The sequence below is a fragment of the Nonomuraea aridisoli genome (genome assembly GCF_003236395.1).
GTDB classification, from domain to species: Bacteria; Actinomycetota; Actinomycetes; order Streptosporangiales; family Streptosporangiaceae; genus Nonomuraea; species Nonomuraea aridisoli.
In genome coordinates this window covers 1-15,799 of the sequence record NZ_POUD01000009.1, presented here as the reverse complement: position 1 = coordinate 15,799, position 15,799 = coordinate 1, and the positions used below count along the sequence as shown (strand labels likewise).

18 protein-coding genes, 2 tRNA genes and 1 other RNA gene are annotated in these 15,799 nt (G+C 69.1%); 10 read left to right on the top strand and 11 right to left on the bottom strand.

Translation table 11 applies throughout. From position 1 onward, the window contains the following. Positions 1-104 precede the first annotated feature (104 nt). Positions 105-329 (bottom strand): hypothetical protein, encoded by a 225-nt coding sequence (locus C1J01_RS03970; RefSeq protein ID WP_111176067.1) that lies wholly within the window; start codon positions 327-329, stop codon positions 105-107. A 124-nt stretch (positions 330-453) separates the two neighbouring features. Beyond that, positions 454-1,092: a uracil phosphoribosyltransferase gene (gene upp, locus C1J01_RS03965; protein ID WP_111176065.1), complete on the bottom strand. Its 639-nt coding sequence runs from the start codon at positions 1,090-1,092 to the stop codon at positions 454-456. Between the two features lie 226 nt (positions 1,093-1,318). Between upp and C1J01_RS03960 the strand changes: the two genes are divergently transcribed. The 4 genes from C1J01_RS03960 (at position 1,319) to C1J01_RS03945 (ending at position 2,881) form a co-directional block, all read left to right on the top strand. Beyond that, on the top strand, positions 1,319-1,834 hold the full coding sequence (locus C1J01_RS03960; RefSeq protein WP_438943088.1) for a tRNA adenosine deaminase-associated protein: 516 nt from the start codon (positions 1,319-1,321) through the stop codon (positions 1,832-1,834). A gap of 18 nt (positions 1,835-1,852) precedes the next feature. Continuing rightward, positions 1,853-2,329, top strand: coding sequence for a tRNA adenosine deaminase-associated protein (locus tag C1J01_RS03955; RefSeq protein WP_111176063.1), 477 nt, complete (start codon positions 1,853-1,855; stop codon positions 2,327-2,329). Continuing rightward, complete coding sequence (tadA, locus tag C1J01_RS03950) at positions 2,326-2,781, top strand: tRNA adenosine(34) deaminase TadA (protein ID WP_220039717.1); 456 nt, start codon at positions 2,326-2,328, stop codon at positions 2,779-2,781. The genes C1J01_RS03955 and tadA overlap by 4 nt, the downstream gene beginning before the upstream one ends. 10 nt (positions 2,782-2,791) lie before the next feature. Further along, a tRNA-Ser gene (locus C1J01_RS03945) sits at positions 2,792-2,881 on the top strand. A 48-nt stretch (positions 2,882-2,929) separates the two neighbouring features. Here C1J01_RS03945 and C1J01_RS03940 read toward each other — a convergent pair. The 5 genes from C1J01_RS03940 to C1J01_RS03920 form a co-directional block, all read right to left on the bottom strand. Further along, entirely contained in the window at positions 2,930-3,226 is a 297-nt protein-coding gene (locus tag C1J01_RS03940; protein WP_111176061.1) for a type II toxin-antitoxin system VapB family antitoxin, read from the bottom strand. Between the two features lie 48 nt (positions 3,227-3,274). Further along, positions 3,275-4,105 (bottom strand): KPN_02809 family neutral zinc metallopeptidase, encoded by an 831-nt coding sequence (gene ypfJ / locus C1J01_RS03935; RefSeq protein WP_111176059.1) that lies wholly within the window; start codon positions 4,103-4,105, stop codon positions 3,275-3,277. 62 nt (positions 4,106-4,167) lie between these two features. Further along, positions 4,168-5,127 carry a KPN_02809 family neutral zinc metallopeptidase gene (gene ypfJ / locus C1J01_RS03930; protein ID WP_111176057.1) on the bottom strand — a complete coding sequence of 320 codons (960 nt, stop codon included), beginning with the start codon at positions 5,125-5,127 and terminating at the stop codon, positions 4,168-4,170. Positions 5,128-5,185: 58 nt separating this feature from the next. Then, positions 5,186-5,581 carry a hypothetical protein gene (locus C1J01_RS49545; protein WP_111176055.1) on the bottom strand — a complete coding sequence of 132 codons (396 nt, stop codon included), beginning with the start codon at positions 5,579-5,581 and terminating at the stop codon, positions 5,186-5,188. Between the two features lie 144 nt (positions 5,582-5,725). After that, the gene (locus tag C1J01_RS03920) at positions 5,726-6,121 is read right to left on the bottom strand and encodes a GNAT family N-acetyltransferase (protein WP_111176053.1); all 396 of its coding nucleotides are present in this window, start codon (positions 6,119-6,121) and stop codon (positions 5,726-5,728) included. A 308-nt stretch (positions 6,122-6,429) separates the two neighbouring features. Between C1J01_RS03920 and C1J01_RS03915 the strand changes: the two genes are divergently transcribed. Both C1J01_RS03915 and C1J01_RS03910 read left to right on the top strand, forming a co-directional pair. Further along, a complete protein-coding gene (locus tag C1J01_RS03915) occupies positions 6,430-7,125 on the top strand; it encodes a DUF4097 family beta strand repeat-containing protein (RefSeq protein WP_146615464.1) in 696 nt (231 codons plus the stop codon). Positions 7,126-7,264: 139 nt separating this feature from the next. Beyond that, positions 7,265-8,131, top strand: coding sequence for a hypothetical protein (locus C1J01_RS03910; protein ID WP_146615463.1), 867 nt, complete (start codon positions 7,265-7,267; stop codon positions 8,129-8,131). 644 nt (positions 8,132-8,775) lie between these two features. Here the strand turns inward: C1J01_RS03910 and C1J01_RS03905 are convergent. Beyond that, complete coding sequence (locus tag C1J01_RS03905) at positions 8,776-9,108, bottom strand: hypothetical protein (RefSeq protein ID WP_146615462.1); 333 nt, start codon at positions 9,106-9,108, stop codon at positions 8,776-8,778. A gap of 103 nt (positions 9,109-9,211) precedes the next feature. On the opposite strand from C1J01_RS03905, the gene C1J01_RS03900 reads away from it, so the two are divergent. Then, positions 9,212-9,940 carry an SDR family oxidoreductase gene (locus C1J01_RS03900; protein ID WP_111176045.1) on the top strand — a complete coding sequence of 243 codons (729 nt, stop codon included), beginning with the start codon at positions 9,212-9,214 and terminating at the stop codon, positions 9,938-9,940. Between the two features lie 22 nt (positions 9,941-9,962). Here the strand turns inward: C1J01_RS03900 and C1J01_RS03895 are convergent, their stop codons facing one another. Then, a complete protein-coding gene (locus C1J01_RS03895; protein WP_146615461.1) occupies positions 9,963-10,934 on the bottom strand; it encodes a hypothetical protein in 972 nt (323 codons plus the stop codon). Between the two features lie 370 nt (positions 10,935-11,304). On the opposite strand from C1J01_RS03895, the gene C1J01_RS03890 reads away from it, so the two are divergent. Beyond that, the gene (locus tag C1J01_RS03890) at positions 11,305-11,571 is read left to right on the top strand and encodes a hypothetical protein (RefSeq protein WP_111176041.1); all 267 of its coding nucleotides are present in this window, start codon (positions 11,305-11,307) and stop codon (positions 11,569-11,571) included. A gap of 15 nt (positions 11,572-11,586) precedes the next feature. Here C1J01_RS03890 and C1J01_RS03885 read toward each other — a convergent pair whose 3' ends face one another. Further along, positions 11,587-12,270 (bottom strand): DUF6461 domain-containing protein, encoded by a 684-nt coding sequence (locus C1J01_RS03885; protein ID WP_181448564.1) that lies wholly within the window; start codon positions 12,268-12,270, stop codon positions 11,587-11,589. A gap of 613 nt (positions 12,271-12,883) precedes the next feature. Then, positions 12,884-12,968, bottom strand: a tRNA-Ser gene (locus C1J01_RS03880). Between the two features lie 95 nt (positions 12,969-13,063). Between C1J01_RS03880 and ffs the strand changes: the two genes are divergently transcribed. Together ffs and C1J01_RS03870 are read left to right on the top strand one after the other, a co-directional pair. After that, positions 13,064-13,159: signal recognition particle sRNA small type (gene ffs / locus C1J01_RS03875), an RNA gene on the top strand. A 31-nt stretch (positions 13,160-13,190) separates the two neighbouring features. Next, positions 13,191-15,461, top strand: coding sequence for a DNA polymerase III subunit gamma and tau (locus C1J01_RS03870; protein ID WP_111176039.1), 2,271 nt, complete (start codon positions 13,191-13,193; stop codon positions 15,459-15,461). Positions 15,462-15,799: the final 338 nt, after the last annotated feature.

Sequence of the window (15,799 nt, the reverse complement as noted above, 5' to 3'; positions counted from 1 at the left end):
CCTGCACCGTCGCCTCCGTGCCACTTGCCCACTCCACCCGCCAACTACATTACCCAGCTGCAAGCCCGGGTAAAGGTAACTTGGCAGGTTAGTTCTGATCTTGCTTAGCCACGTTCGCTGGCCACCAGAGCCAGGACGTGAAGGTGCTTGCGCGCGATGCGCTCCACCAGGCTGGGATGCGCGTAGCCGGTGACCTCCAGCGCTCCGTAGTGCGCTGCTTCCACGCAGCGCGTCACGGTGGTCGCCGAGTGAATGCCGGCGAACTCATCGCACAGCACCGCCTCGATCTCCGCGTACGGAGTCGGATCCGGCTGTGTGTGATCGCTCATCGTCGCCCCCTGCGCGCGTGCGGAAGTTGCCTTCCGGGTCTGTTCGTACCCACTCAACCACAGTATGTAACGAAGCGGTGACCCCATGTGACGGGAAAGGGGCTTTTCCTGTCAATCGGCCGGGTCAGACGACGCCGTAGAGGCGGTCACCCGCGTCGCCCAGGCCGGGCACGATGTAGCCGTTCTCGTTGAGGCGTTCGTCGAGGGCGGCGGTGACCACGCGGATGGGCTTGCCGGAGTTGGCGAACACCTTGTCCATGTACGCCAGGCCCTCGGGCGCGGCGAGCAGGCAGATGGCCGTGACGTCGACCGCTCCCCGGTCGAAGAGAAACTGCACGGCCGCCGCGAGCGTGCCGCCGGTGGCGAGCATCGGGTCGACGACGTAGCACTGCCGGCCGGACAGGTCGTCGGGCAGGCGGGTGGCGTACGTCTCGGCCTGGAGGGTGGACTCGTTGCGGATCATGCCGAGGAACCCGACCTCGGCCGTGGGCAGCAGCCGGGTCATGCCGTCGAGCATGCCGAGCCCGGCGCGCAGGATGGGCACCACCAGCGGGTACGGCTTCGCCATCCGCACCCCGCGGGCGGTGGCGACGGGCGTGTCGACGGTGACCTCGGCGACCCGGACGTCGCGCGTGGCCTCGTACGCGAGCAGCGTCACCAGCTCGTCGGCGAGCCTGCGGAACGTCGGCGAGTCGGTGCGGACATCGCGCAGCGTGGTGAGCTTGTGGGCCACGAGCGGATGGTCGACGACGAGGGTTTCCATGGAGGTCAACGGTATCTTGTGCCGCCCTTTGGTCGCACCCCCGCCTACCTGCGCGAAATGCGAAATGTGACGTGCCGTACGTTGGGCGGGGTGAGGCCTGGGAAGGGGCCGTGCGGCTCACGCCATGGGTTTTGATCACAATTTGGTCGGAGAGGCACACGCCGGGTGGCGGGTTCTGGAACGATTGGGTGCTGGTGATATCTGTCGTGTCAGAGGTCGGGTGGGGATGGCGATGACAGACGAAGACGCTCTCGACTTCGCCATCGTGGTTTATCGCGAGGACGACCGCTGGGATGCGGAGATGCTTCCTGTCGCGCTCACGTCCGACCTGAAGGGGCTGATCCACGCCCTGAAGCAGCAGCCGAGCGAAAGCGGCACGATCGGTCTGGTCGCGGTGGGTGACGAGTTCTTCGTGGCGCTGCGGGTGCTGGGCGAGCGGGTCGACGTGTTCCTGTCCGACATCGCCGCCTCGTGGGACTTCCCGCTGGCGCGGGAGGTGCTCGAATACCTCGACGTCCCCGTGCCGGACGAGGAGGAGCTCGACGAGATCCTCCAGGACGAGGAGACCGTGCTCCCGGCGGGAGATCTGTCGATCTTCGCCGATCTCGGGTTGGACGAGATGGAGCTGGGCATCCTCTCCGGCGACATTGATCTGCTGCCCGAAGACGTGTTGTCCAGCATCGCCGCGCGGCTCGGCTTCTCCGAGCCGTTCGAGCGGGCCATCGAATCGGTCTTCGGCTGACCCCCCTGGAGCACGGACATGGCGTCCAACACCTTCTCTGCGGCGTTCGTCAGGACCACCGACGGCTGGAGCGGCGCCGAAGTCGATCTGGCGGACGCCGAGATCGTCGACGATTTCGGTGACGCGGTCATGGAGACGCTGGGGCTCACAGGCGACGAGCTGGCCTTGCTCTGCGTCGAGGTCGAGGACGAATGGTTCGCCATCGTCCGCTACCGGGGCGACGACGAGCCGCGGGTCTTCCTGTCGGACGCCCACGCGGTGCCGTCCGACCGTCTGGGCGAGTTGTTCGCCGAGTTCGCCGGCGTGGTGCCCGACAAGGAGGCCAACGAGCTCGGCGTGCGTCCCGCGGGCGACTTCGAGCTGCTCAGCGACCTCGGGGTGAGCAACGAGGAGCTGCTGGAGCTCAGCATGGAGGAGGGCGTGCTGCCGGCCGACATCCTGTCGGTGATCGCCGAGCGGCTGTCGTTCGCCGACGAGCTCGACCGGCTCAGGTGACCCACGAGGAGGCCATGCGCCTGGCCCTGGCGCAGGCCGCCGCGGCCGGCGACAGGGGTGAGATCCCCGTGGGGGCGGTCGTGCTCGGCCCTGACGGCGAGGTGCTGGCCGCCGCGGGCAACGACCGCGAGTCCGCCGCCGACCCGACCGCCCACGCCGAGGTCCTCGCGCTGCGCCGGGCCGCCGCGCGGCGCGGCGGGTGGCGCCTGAACGGCTGCACGCTCGTGGTGACCCTGGAGCCCTGCACGATGTGCGCGGGAGCGGCCGTGCTGGCCAGGGTCGACCGCGTCGTGTACGGCGCCGTCGACGACAAGGGCGGCGCCGTGGGCTCGCTCTGGGACGTCGTGCGCGACCGCCGGCTCAACCATCGGCCCGAGGTCGTGATGGGCGTTCTGGCCGAGGAATGCGGTGACGTACTCAAGCGGTTCTTTGCCACTCGCAGGATCCGGTAAGCTCGTGCGCGGTGGTGTCGCCTAGTGGCCGAGGGCGCACGCCTCGAAAGCGTGTGATGGGGCAACTCATCCGTGGGTTCAAATCCCACCACCACCGCCACAGCCGAAAGGGCCCCCGAGATCTCGGGGGCCCTTTCGCTTTCCTTGCTCAGGCGGGCAGGTCGAGGACCCTCGCGTGCAGGATCGAACGCTGGTGCAGGGCGGCGCGCAGGGCGCGGTGCAGGCCGTCCTCGAGGTAGAGCTCGCCCTGCCACTGCACGACATGGGGGAACAGGTCGCCGTAGAAGGTGGAGTCGGCGGCCAGGAGAGAGTGCAGGTCCAGCATGGCCTTCGTGGTGATCAACGAGTCGAGCCGGACCTGCCGTGGCGGGATCTGAGCCCACTCCTTGGGGGTCAGACCGTGGTCGGGATAAGGGCGTCCGTCGCCGACAAGCTTGAAGATCACCCCCCCGATTTTAGGAGAGAATCCGATGACTTGCGTTGTCCGGCGCCATCAGCCCAGGTCATCGAGGGCGCATTCACCTGGGGAGCCGTTCTCGTAGCCGCGCTCGAACGCTTCGACGCGTTGCGCGGAGCTGCCGTGGGTGAACGATTCCGGGTCGACCCTGCCCATGGTGCGCTGCTGGATCCTGTCGTCGCCCACGGCCGCCGCGGCGTCGAGGGCCTGGGCGATCTCCGTCCGGGTGAAGGGCTTGGCGTAGAAGCCGGTCGAGGTCGCGTTGTGCGCCCAGACGCCGGCATAGCAGTCGGCCTGCAGCTCGACGGGGACGGAGCTGCCCGCGTCGAGCGCGCCGAGCAGGTTCTGCACGTGGTGGCCGTACTCGTGGGCGATCACGTACGCCTGGGCGAAGGGGCCGCCCTGGGCGCCGAACTGGCGGTGGAGCTGGTCGAAGAAGCTCAGGTCGAGGTAGACGCGGCGGTCGCCGGGGCAGTAGAACGGACCGGCGGAGGAGTCGGCGGAGCCGCAGGCGGTGCGGACCTGGCCGGTGTACAGAACGGTCTTCGCCACCCGATATTCGGATATTTCCTGCTTCCAGTAGTCCTGGATGCTGTTGACCACGCCCACCACCCGGCACCGCTCCGACTGGTCGGCGTCCTTGCCGGTCCGGCACTGCTGCGACAGGTCGGACGGAGGCCGCTGCTGGGCGGGCTCGGCGCCGCCGCCCATGTTGTTGAGGACCATCACGAGCACGAACACGATCAGGCTGACGATGCCGCCGCCGCCGATGATCATGCCGCCCGGTGGGCCCGAGAAACCGCCGCCACTGCCGCCCGCGTCCTCGACCTGGGAGGGGTCGAGGTCGGCCTGGTCCCTGAAGTCCATGCTGACGTCCCTTCTGGGTCATCGTCGCAAGGACGACTTCCCAGAAAAGCCGCGAAATGACGTCAGATGCGGCCGCTGAAGGTGTCGCAGCGCGTCGGGTCGCCGGTGTCGTACCCGACGCCGAACCACCTCGTGCGCTGCTCGGAGGTGCCGTGCGTGAAGGCGTCGGGGGTCACGCGGCCCTGCGAGCGGCGCTGGATGCTGTCGTCGCCGACCGCCGCGGCGGCGCTCAGCGCCTGGTCGATGTCGGCCTGCGTGAACGGCGCCTCGTAGAAGCCGGTCTTGACCGCGTTGTGCGCCCAGACGCCGGCGTAGCAGTCGGCCTGGAGCTCGAGGCGCACCGACGGGCTGCCGGCGCCGGGGCGGTTGTCGTTGCCGACCCGGTTCATGGTGCCGAGCAGGTTCTGGACGTGGTGGCCGTACTCGTGGGCGACGACGTACGCCTGGGCGAACGGGCCGCCCTCGGCCCCGAAGTCCCGCTGGAGCATGTTGAAGAACGACAGGTCCAGGTAGACCTTGCGGTCGGCCGGACAGTAGAACGGGCCCACGGACGAGTCGGCCACGCCGCAGGCCGTCTCGACCGCCTGCGAGAACAGCACGGTCCTGGCCGGCGTGTACGTCCGGCCCTGTTCGGCGAACGCCTGCCGCCAGTACGACTGGATGCTGTTGACCGTGCCGACGATGCGGCAGTCCTCCGACTGGTCGGCGTCGGCGCCCGTCCGGCAGCGTTCGGCGAGGTTGCCGGTGGGGGAGGGCTCAGAGGTCGGCGGCGGGCTCGGCATCCGGCCGCCGCCCTGCTGCCCGTCCTCCTCGCCGGGGAACGGCGAGGGCACCACCCCGAACAACAACATCCCGACGGCCGCGAGGATCAGCAGGAGGCAGCCGCCGCAGCCGCCCCGGCGGCCGATGGGCAGCATGCAGCCGCCGGGCATCCCGCCGGGGCCGCCACGGGGCGACGGACCGGAGGCCCTGGCGTCCTCGACCTGCGAGGGGTCGAGCCGCGCGTCGTCGTCGAACTGCATTCCGCGGTTCTTCCCCGTAACGGGACGAATACGCAGAGCGAGAACGTCGCCGCGCTGGTCAGCGGTCGAACCACGTCGCCGACGACTGCCGGCACAGCAGCCCGAACACCGCCCCGGCCGTGAGCACGCCCAGCAGGTTGCCGACGGTCACGTCGCCCACGAGCTGCCAGAGACCCAGCAGGGTCATCAGCAGCTCCACCACCAGCCCCGCCGTACGGACCCAGCCGCGCCGCGAACGCATCCGCAACGCCAGGAACGCGATCAGCAGCAGCGTCGCCAGCGGGACGGCCAGCCCCGCCACCAGCAGGCCGGCCTGCGCGACGGGGAGCGCGCCGCCCAGCAGGGCGACCAGCAGCGACACCCCGACCAGCCCCAGGATCGCCTGCGCCCACATGCAGAACCGGGCCACGGCGACGGACGGCGGCATCACCTCGACGTCATACGACTCGGACATCTCGCCTCCTCCCTCGGGATCGTGAACGGGAGTGACGAGGGCGGCAAATGCGCACTGGGTATGTGCCGACGTCAGGGCACGGTCGCATAACGGGCCGGCATCAGGGCCCGGAGCTTTCACCGGAAAAGGCTCCGGGGAAAAGCGTCACAGGGCGATGAGGCCCGCGTTCGTCGGCCGGAACCCGCAGGCGCCGAAGTAGAAGTCCTTCAGCTCGTCGTCGAAGTCGACGTGCAGCCACTCGCAGCCGGCCTCCCGGGCGTTCGCGGCGGCGACGGCGACGAGCCGCGTACCGACGCCGGCCCGCCGCAGCCCGCGCGACACGAGCGTGTCGAGGACGAACGCGTGCACGCCGCCGTCCCAGGCCACGTTGACGAAGCCGGCCAGCCTGCCGGACTCGGTCGCGCACACCCACCCGAGGCTGTGCCGGTTGACCTGACCCCACCAGTCGTCGTCCAGCGGCTCATGGCCGAATCCTTCGGCGTGCAGCGCGTTGAGCGCCGCGTTCTCGAACCGGCCCCGCCAGGTGTACTCCACCGTCATCCGGCGACCGTAGGCACCGCCCGGCCGCGTCCGCAAGGGATTTCAGGATGGAGCGGTGCGGGACGGCCACGACATCAGCGTGCGGATGCGGGCGATCTCCTCCTCGTTCACCCAGGAGAGCAGGCCGTCGCCGACCGGATTGTCGGGCGCGCTCGTCCGAGGAGGTGCCGCTGCGGACCAGGTCGAACTTCTTCGGCGTGCACGCGCTTCCGGTCGCCTGGTAGGAGGCCGATCCCGGGGGCGCTGTCAGGGGGCGTTCAGGGACGTCCCGGACGCCGTGCCTGCCCGGTTCCGGGAGACTCGTGCGCATGAGGAGCTTCGGTGTGGTCGCAGGTTCGGTGGCGCTCGCGGCGCTGGTGTCGGGGTGCGGCCTCGCCGGCGCGCTCGAGAAGGACACGGTGTCGTACGACGTCACCGACAAGGTGAGCGCGATCCGGATCGAGGCCGACGCGGGCGGCATCGAGGTCGTCGAGTCGGACCGGCAGGGCGTCCACGTGACCGAGCGCCTCAGCTGGCGCAGGAGCAAGCCCGAGGCCACGCACGAGACGCAGGGTGACACGCTGGTGCTCGGGTTCGGCTGCCCCGGCGGCGGCTGGCTGGGCGGCGGGAGCTGCGACGTCGGCTACGAGGTCGAGATCCCCAAGGGCCTGCGTGTCACCGCCGTCAGCGACTCCGGGAACGTGACGCTGCGCGACCTGTCCGGCGACCTGGACGTCACCAGCGACTCGGGCTCGATCGAGGGCAGCGGACTGGCCTCCCGCCAGGTCGTCATGGAGAGCGACTCGGGCGCCATCACGCTCGCCTTCGCCGCTCAGCCGGACAAGGTCGAGACGTCGGCCGACTCCGGGAGCACGGAGGTGCGCGTGCCGGGCGGGCCGTACAACATCGTCACGACGACCGACTCGGGCCGCAAGGAGATCGGCACCCCGCACGACGCCTCGGCCCCGCGCTCGCTCACCCTGTCCAGCGACTCCGGCGCCATCAAGATCACTGGAGCCTCCTGACCGGAGCCCCCTTCGGGTGGTCGGAAGATTTGACACAGCCATGTCACGATCGTCGTAACTATTGGTTGCCGCGTCCTCATCCTCTGTTATGGTCCCCACTTGTCCCCAATTGGGGTGGCCTTTACTCCTTAGGAGGAACATGAGGAACGCAAAGAAGATGGCTGTTCTGGCCGCTGCCGTGGCGACCGCCACCGCGCCCCTGCTGGGCCTCGCCTCGCCGGCGATGGCCGCGCAGCCCGCCACGGCCGCTCAGACCGCGCAGAAGCCGCTGGACTGGCTCTCCCTCGACGCGCTCAGCGGCTCGAAGCTGATCCAGCGCATCAAGGAGCTCCGGAGCAAGGGTTACGTTCCCACGGCACTGAACGTGACGAACGCGGCCAATCCGCAGTACATGTCCCTGTGGACCAGGGACACCACCCGCAAGGTGAACGTCCTGCAGGGCCTGTCGGCCACGGACCTGCCCAAGCGCATCCAGGAGCAGGCGGCGGCGGGCTTCCAGCCCAAGCTGATCACCGCTACCGGTGCCGGCGTGGGCGCGGTCTTCGCGGTGGTCTTCGAGAAGACCACTCAGCTGGTCAAGTCGCAGCTGAGCATGAGCAGAGAGACCTTCACGAAGGTCAACGCCGAGCTCGGCGCCGCCGGTTACAGTCTCGCGTCGCTGGACGTGTACGGCACGGTCGAAAGGCCCCTCTACGCCGCCGTCTGGGTGACCGGCGCCGTCGCGGGCACCGTCCAGGTGACGCTCGGCCAGACCGTGGAGCAGCGCGGCCAGGAACTGCTGGCGAAGGCGAAGCAGGGCCTGCGCCCGGTCCTCATGGCCGTCGAGCCCGGCAAGCTGTACACCACCGTGTGGAGCAAGGGCGGCTCGACGGGCCTGAAGGAGCACCTGAGCCTGTCCAAGGTGACCTACGCGGCCAAGTCGGCCCAGATGAAGGCGCTCGGCTACCAGCCGCAGATCCTGAGCTCCGAGGACGGCGTCATCGCCGCGATCTGGAGCAAGAGCTAGAAACCGGCCGAACTCCGTGAACGCCCGCGTTCTCTTGGGCTGAGTCCGGCACAGGATCAGTGTGCCGGACTCGGCTCAACGGTAGCGCAGGCCGGAGGGAGCTCCGCCGACCTGCTCAGGGGTGCGCCGTCACCACGGCGCACCCCTTTCGTACTGGACAGCCGGGACGCTCAAATCCAGAGGTACAGGCCGTGACCGGCGCGGACGACCGGATCCAGCCAGTCGAAGAACTCCTCCACCCAGGTGTCCCGCGGCGGTTCCTCCAGGGACGGCGACGGACATGGGCGGCGTTTGAAGGCGCCCGGCACCGTACGACTGAACTCACGCGCGGCCAGGTTTCCTCGGCGCAGAGCACCCGGGCGGCCTCGTGGAATTCGGCGTCGCGGACGTCGTGACGCCCGTCCTCCGCGCTGAGTATCGTCACGATGCCCGAGGCGAGGACTCGGCCGCCGTGGAGGTCGCGGACGTGCACGATCCTGCCCGTCAGAAGGTTGCCGTCCTCCGGCTCGCCGTCGGCGGTCTCCCTCTCCCAGCGCCACATCCGGCAGGTGCCGCCCGGTCGCTTGTCACGGAGGTCGAGCTCCTGCGAGGAGATCCGGAAGGTGGGCGCGTGATCGGGGTTCAACGCTCGGGAGACCGAATCCTCACGATGCACGTTGAACGTGCGGGCGACCGGGTCCGCGCCGTTGCTCGAAGAGGGGAGGGCCGATCAGGAAGTCGTGGCCGCCGTCTTCCACCACGCCCATCTGGATCACTCCGGTGACGGCCGTGAATTCCGTCCGCTCGATCGGCCTCCAGTCGGCCCCGAGCTCCGGCGGCTCGGTGTCCCACGCCTCCAGGTGGACGGTGACGTACGCGTGGTAGCTCTCCGACACGTTGTCGCGGAACTCCAGGCAGTCGTCGGTGACACCGTAGAGGCAGAGGCTTCCGTACTGCGCGTAGAGCTCTTCGTCGAGGTGGCGGAGCATGCGGGTCACTGATGTCCTTCGTGTCGTGGGGGTGCCTGGAGGCAGCATGCTCTACGACACCCGCCGGTCGTACGCTCGCGTCGCGCTCACTCTACGAACAGGGAGCACCGACATGAGATTCGACGATCACCGCGTGGTCATCACCGCCGCCGGCCGCGACTTCGGACGCACTCTGGCCATCCGTCTCGCGGACCTCGGCGCCGAGGTCTTCCTCTCCGCGCGCACTCTCGCCGCCGCTGAACGTGTCCGCGACGAGATTCGCGGCCGAGGGCACCAGCAGGTCCACGCCTTCGCCTGCGACCTGACGGTCCCGGCCTCGATCCGCGACTTCGCCGCCGGCGTCGCCCGGCACACCGACCGCATCGACGTACTGATCAACAACGGCTCCCGCTACCTCTCAGGACCGGCCCTGCAGTCCGCCTCCGACGCCGACGTCGTCGACACCATCGCGTCCGGCGCCACCGGCACCGTCCTGACCGTGAAGAACTTCCTCCCTCTCCTCCTCAACTCGGACAAGCCGGACGTGGTGACCATGGTCTCCGCCTGCGGAACGGCCGGTCACCACCGCTCGGACGCGCACGACGCCTTCTACGCGGCCAAGAGCGCCCAGGCGGGGTTCACCGAGATCCTTTCCAAGCGCCTGCGGCCCCAGGGGGTCCGGGTGATCTCCCTCTACCCGCCCGACTTCGACAACCCTGACCCGCTCTCCGAGAAGTGGGAAAGCACGCCACGCGACGCCAAGAGCGCCCTCACCGCACAGTCACTCGTGGACTGCATCCTCTTCGCCGTGGCCCAGCCCCGCGACTGCTTCATCAAGGCGTTCCACTTCGAACAGGTCTGACGCTTTGCCGGAACGGGGGGCGTCAGGCGAGCGGCGCGAGCCGCCCTATCCGGCCGAGAAGTGCATCGTCCAGATTCCCCGCGAGCACCCCGTTGCTCACCGACGGGCGGCAATGGGGAATGATCCGCACCCAGGCCGGAGGTCCCTCCTCATAACCGAAGTGCAGAGTGAGCATCTCCCCTCGGCCACCACCGACTCCCCGGCACGTGTTCCCGCCGGGTTCGGTGTCCAGCGAGTTCAGGTCCGCCGCCAGCTCACGCGCCTGCTGCTCTCCATGCTCCAGCCCGCGGGACGGGCGGGGGGTGGAGGTCCCGCCTGGTTCGTCTCGGCAGACCAGCACCGTGATCGGCTCATCGGGCACTATTTCCGCGTCCTGCCCTCGCCGTCCGGTCGCCGGGTCGCAAGGGTCCTCGGGCTGGGGAAGTCTCCAGGTTCCGGTGCGGTAGGCGGCGGTGATGCCGGGCCCGACGTAGGAATCGCTGACGATCGTGCCGTTGGTGGTCGTCACGCAGGAGTTGACCTCTTCGGCGCTGCCCACCCACAGCGCCTGGCCGTCGGGGTAGGCGAACCGGATGAGGTAGTTCGTCATCTGCCCGCCCATCAACGTGCACGCCTTCTCGACGCGATCGGTGGTGACCGGAAGGTATCCCAGGTCGTAGGCCATCGACCTGGCCTGGTCGGTCAAGGTGCGTGATCCGGCGAGCGACTCCCCGCCCGGAGCCGAGTTCTGCCCGGGGTAGGCGCAGATCAACGCGCTTGTCGGCGTACCGGGCACAAGTGATTCCTCGACCCCGTCGAGATCGGCGGCGGCCGGCACCCAGTGGCCGATCTCGTCGCTGTCCCATCGTTGTGGACACGAGGCCGGTACCGATCGCGCAGGCTCGCCGACCGTGGCCGGAACCAGGACGACCGCCGTGAGAAGGAGAATCGCCGCCGTGACCACGCTGATCCAATGGATGGGTTTCACGCCGCTATGACGTCGTTCGCCCGCCACCGGTTCACCGAGCGGAAGTGCGGGTTCTGAAGCAGCGCCGACTGAGCCTGGAAAGCCGGAAGGGGTGTGCCGCGACTGCGGCACACCCCTTCCGAGCTGGCGGAGGATGGGGGATTTGAACCCCGATAGGTTGCCCCATACACGCTTTCCAAGTCTGTGGACCTTCGTCCACCGCCGGTCATCAGCGTCTCCAGCTGCGGTCACGGCTTTCACACTGACCTCGGTGAACGCCTCCGTACGGGGACGAACTGAGGCTGAGATTGAGACTGCCTGGCGATAGATCTGCTGTAACACTGGGGGCTGTGGTCACCGGGCCTGGCATGACCCGCTGAAGACAAGGGTTGTCGCTACGACCCGCCACACTTTCTCTGTGACCAGAGACCGGCCCGGACGTATCAGCCCCGGCGATATCTACGAAGACTGCTCTTTCCACCCCGTACTCTGCACCTTCAACGATGACGATCAGATCGAGGGGATTTCCCTGATCGACGCCTCCATGCCGCGCGCCTGCTCCGTCGGCTTCTGCGGAGTGATCAAACTTTCCATCGATGACGTCATCGCTGCGCGCACCGACTGGCCTGCCTACCTCGCTCGACGCAAGGCCGAGTTCGAGCAGGAATCTGGCTCAGAAGCTTGACGAAGCCGTCCAGTGTTACAGCAGACCTTGCGCGCGTAGCACGTCGGAAAGAGTTCGCGAAGCGCCATTCTGGTTCTGCATCGAGCTGCCGCTCAACCCTCCAAGGGGTTCCGCGCCGAGGAACCGCAGGCTCCGCAGGTCCGTCGAAAACGAGAGACCGGTGATGCTGCTCGCCAAGGCGAACGAACTCTCCATCGGGTGGTCGATCCCCGGTCCATCGATGTCGTGGTCGGGATCCAGCCCGACCTCCCGCATCTTTGCGACGAAGCGGTCTGGATCACTGCCCGATCGCTCTTCTGGATACATCGGGTCGAACCAGACGACCGGTGTGCCGTCGACGATGTAGGCGAAGGTGTCCTGGGCGTAGTTGTGGCGGCAGACCGACACGACCTCGGTTCCTCGTGAGACCGGGGCGTAGGTGTTGTCGTCGACGGCGATCTGCCATCCCCCTGGTTCGATGACCACGGTCCAGTCGCCGACTCGTGCGGCTCCGATGTAACCGGCCGCGTCGTCCCTCATGCTCTCCACCGAGCGATAGTCCAGCTCGTCGAATGCCACCTCTTCCAGGCTCTCCTCGTCCACGCCGAACCGGCGGAGGACTTTCTCTGGAGAGAGATCGCGGACGAAGGACACGCAGTAGATCTCACCTAATGTCTCGTAGCCGGGGAAACAGGGGAGTTCTTCGTGGGCCTCTGCCATGGTCGCTCCTTGATTGCGTCAGCGGCATGATCGCAGCAATCGCCGACAAAACGGCTTCGGAAGTCTAGGTAGACGGCCTGCTTGGCGCTTGACGAAAGGAGACCCTCCCCTCTGTCCAGGGGCAGCAGGAACACCGCTGACTGTTGGCTGTCCCTCCTGGGCCACTCGTGTTGGTGCCGGTCGAAGCATGCTCAGGGACGCCGGGGACAGCAGGGACACTTCTCTGCCCAGCTTGTTGAACCCCCGGCCAGGGGGCGCACGGGCGTGTGGCGGAGCCCTGACCGGGGGCGTACAAGGGGCGGGATCGAGTGTCAAGGCGGCCTGCCACAGCGCGGTGACGAACTCCCGCCGGGTGTTGTCCGGAAGTACACCGCGGGGTCGTTGACGAACAGCCACCAGTAGCGGCCATCGAGGCGCTGGCATGAGCTGCTGCACACCATGCACAGGTGCTGCCGCATCATGACGCGGGTGCGTGGCGTGTTGATCGCTTCCACCGGAACTTGCCCGTCCGGTCATGCCGAAGAGGCCAACTGAGACTGAAACTGAGACTGGACACGACGAAGGGGCCGACTGGGTATGGTCGGCCCCTTCGTGTTACTGCCTCAACCAGGCGCGGAGGATGGGGGATTTGAACCCCCGATAGGTTGCCCTATACACGCTTTCCAAGCGTGCGCCCTCGGCCACTAGGCGAATCCTCCGCCGACGAGCTTACCGGACTTCCCGGGGTGTGCGGACCACGATTTCCCGCGGCTTCAGGGTGGAGCGAGCACTGCGCCGTCCGGCTAGACTGTCACTGGACCCCTCGCGCGGCGTCATCCTGTGAACCTCCCCAGGGCCGGAAGGCAGCAAGGATAAGCGGGCTCTGGCGGGTGTGCGGGGGGTCTCTTCGTTGGGAGCCCCCTCGCAGGCGGGATGGTCGTATGAGCCTTGCGCTTTACCGCAAGTACCGACCCGGGACCTTCGCCGAGGTCAAGGGTCAGGAACACGTCACTGACCCGCTCCGGCAGGCGCTGCGTACGGGCCGGATCAACCACGCCTACCTGTTCAGCGGTCCCCGCGGATGCGGCAAGACGTCCAGCGCCCGCATCCTGGCGCGTTCGCTCAACTGCGAGCAGGGTCCCACGCCCGATCCGTGCGGTGTGTGCGAGTCGTGTGTCGCGCTCGCCCCGACCGGGCCCGGCCACCTCGACGTCATAGAGATCGACGCCGCCTCCCACGGTGGTGTCGACGACGCGCGCGACCTGCGTGAGCGGGCCTTCTTCGCCCCCGTGTCCGCGCGCTACAAGATCTACATCATCGACGAGGCGCACATGGTGACCCGCGAGGGTTTCAACGCGCTGCTCAAGCTCGTCGAGGAGCCCCCGCCGCACCTGAAGTTCATCTTCGCGACGACGGAGCCGGAAAAGGTCATCGGCACCATCAAGTCGCGTACGCACCACTATCCGTTCCGGCTGATGCCGCCGGCGACGCTCCGGGCGCTGATGGAGGAGATCCTCACCTCCGAGGACGTGCCGTACGAGCCGAGCGCGCTGCCCCTCGTCGTGCGCGCCGGGGCCGGCTCGGCCCGTGACTCGTTGTCCATCCTCGACCAGCTCCTCGCCGGGGCCGACGACGACGGCATCACGTACGCCAAGGCCGTCTCGCTGCTCGGCTACACCGACGGCGATCTGCTCGACGAGGTCGTCAACGCGTTCGCTGCGCGCGACGGCGCGCGGGTGTTCCACACGGTCAACCGGGTGATCGAGGGCGGCCACGATCCCCGCCGTTTCGCCGCCGACCTGCTCGAACGCTTCCGTGACCTGGTGATCCTGGCGAACGTCCCCGAGGCGGCCTCCAGCGGGCTGCTAGACCGTCCCGCCGACGAGCTGGAGCGCCTGGTGCAGCAGGCCGCCTCGATGGGGCCGGCCGAGCTGACCCGAGCGGCCGAGGTGTTCAACGCCGGGCTGACCGAGATGCGCGGCGCGACCTCGCCGCGTCTGCTGCTGGAGCTGATGTGCGCGCGTGTCCTGCTGCCGGGGGCGGCTCAGGGTGAGGCGGCGCTGCTCACCCGTATCGAGCGTCTCGAACGCGGCGGCGCCGTCGCCCAGATGGCCGCCCGCGCGACCCCGTCCCAGGCCCCTCCGCCGCCCGCGCCCGGCGCCCCTGTCGTGAACGGCACGCCTCAGACCGGTCAACCGGCCTCTGGTGGGGTCGCTTCCGGCACGGCGTCCACTGGAGGCGGTGAGGTGGACGGCGGTGGTGTCGCCGCGCCGCAGCCCGCCGCTGCCGCAGCGTCGGACGACTGGCCGGAGCCGGTCCGTCCGGGGAGCCCGGCACCGAGTGCTGCTCCTGTCCCGTCGCCTCAGAGCGGCCCCCTTCAGGGGGCTCCGACGTCGTCCGGTACGGGCGCCGTGCAGGCCCAGTGGCCCGCCGTGCTGGCCGCGCTCAAGCAGCGCAGCATCGTCGTCTGGGCCAACGTGAGCACCAACGCCCAGGTGGTGGGCGTGGAAGGCAACATCGTGACGCTCGGCTTCACGCAGGTCGGCGCCATGAAGAACTTCACCGGCGGTGGCAAGGACGCCGTGGTGGCCGGGGTGCTGGGCGACGTGCTCGGCGGCACCTGGAAGGTGGAGGCCGTCGTGGGCGGCTCGCCGGTGCCGTCCGCGTCGCGGGGCCCCGTACGCCCTCCGTCGCACGGAGGCGCGCCGGGAGGCCCGGTGCCCGGTGCCCAGACGGCCCCGCCGGCCGCGGGGCAGGGCACACCGGGGTCTCAGGGGCGTACGGCGTCGCACGGCGCGCCGCACGACGACAGGGGCGGTGAGGAGGCCGCGCAGCCGCCGGCCCCTCCGCCGGGACGCCCGACCACGGACGAGTCCTGGCCCGAGGCCCCCGACGATCCCGGGCCTGCCGCACCGCCCGGCCCCGACCCGACCCGAACCGTCGCCGCCGCTCCGGCGGGAGGCGGGGGGCAGGGGCGGGCCGCCGCGCGTTCGGCGGCGCAGGCGGCCGCCCAGGCGGGCCCGCGCGTGCCGGCCGCCCGAGGGGGCGCCTCCGCCTGGCCGGAGTCGATCCCGGGACGCAACAAGAGCGCCGACGTGGACGACGTCGACCCCCTCAACGACGCCGACGCCGACGTTGACGCCGTCTCCGGCATGGCCCTGCTCGAACGCGAGCTGGACGCCCAGGTCATCGGCGAGATCGATCACACCTGACCCACCCGCTCCGACCACACCTGACGCACGCTGAGCGCCGAGCACCGCCGGCGCTTCCGGATAAGGGCGCGCGACGGGGCCTCCCATGGTGGCCGCACAGAGGCTCCACCACCGTCGCGCCACCGCGCCCCGCCCCCTACGCGCGCCGGCGGCACCACATCCACTGTGCAAGCTGCCGTCCCCGTGCACGCCACCGGCCCGGCCGCTCTTGCGCGCACCTGGGACGTCACCGCCCTGTGACACGCGTTCCTCAGCCTGCGCGGTGGGTCAGCCGAGGACTCGGGCTGGGAGGCCGGCGATTGGTGGGCCCGTGGCGTTATGGGCGCGGGTGTGGGTGG

Coding starts and splice junctions, on each gene's coding strand:
- C1J01_RS03970 (WP_111176067.1), bottom strand. CDS start 329: ATGAGCGATCACACACAGCCGGATCCGACTCCGTACGCGGAGATCGAG.
- upp (WP_111176065.1), bottom strand. CDS start 1,092: ATGGAAACCCTCGTCGTCGACCATCCGCTCGTGGCCCACAAGCTCACC.
- C1J01_RS03960 (WP_438943088.1), top strand. CDS start 1,319: ATGGCGATGACAGACGAAGACGCTCTCGACTTCGCCATCGTGGTTTAT.
- C1J01_RS03955 (WP_111176063.1), top strand. CDS start 1,853: ATGGCGTCCAACACCTTCTCTGCGGCGTTCGTCAGGACCACCGACGGC.
- ypfJ (WP_111176059.1), bottom strand. CDS start 4,105: ATGGACTTCAGGGACCAGGCCGACCTCGACCCCTCCCAGGTCGAGGAC.
- ypfJ (WP_111176057.1), bottom strand. CDS start 5,127: ATGCAGTTCGACGACGACGCGCGGCTCGACCCCTCGCAGGTCGAGGAC.
- C1J01_RS49545 (WP_111176055.1), bottom strand. CDS start 5,581: ATGTCCGAGTCGTATGACGTCGAGGTGATGCCGCCGTCCGTCGCCGTG.
- C1J01_RS03920 (WP_111176053.1), bottom strand. CDS start 6,121: ATGACGGTGGAGTACACCTGGCGGGGCCGGTTCGAGAACGCGGCGCTC.
- C1J01_RS03915 (WP_146615464.1), top strand. CDS start 6,430: ATGAGGAGCTTCGGTGTGGTCGCAGGTTCGGTGGCGCTCGCGGCGCTG.
- C1J01_RS03910 (WP_146615463.1), top strand. CDS start 7,265: ATGAGGAACGCAAAGAAGATGGCTGTTCTGGCCGCTGCCGTGGCGACC.
- C1J01_RS03900 (WP_111176045.1), top strand. CDS start 9,212: ATGAGATTCGACGATCACCGCGTGGTCATCACCGCCGCCGGCCGCGAC.
- C1J01_RS03885 (WP_181448564.1), bottom strand. CDS start 12,270: ATGGCAGAGGCCCACGAAGAACTCCCCTGTTTCCCCGGCTACGAGACA.
- C1J01_RS03870 (WP_111176039.1), top strand. CDS start 13,191: ATGAGCCTTGCGCTTTACCGCAAGTACCGACCCGGGACCTTCGCCGAG.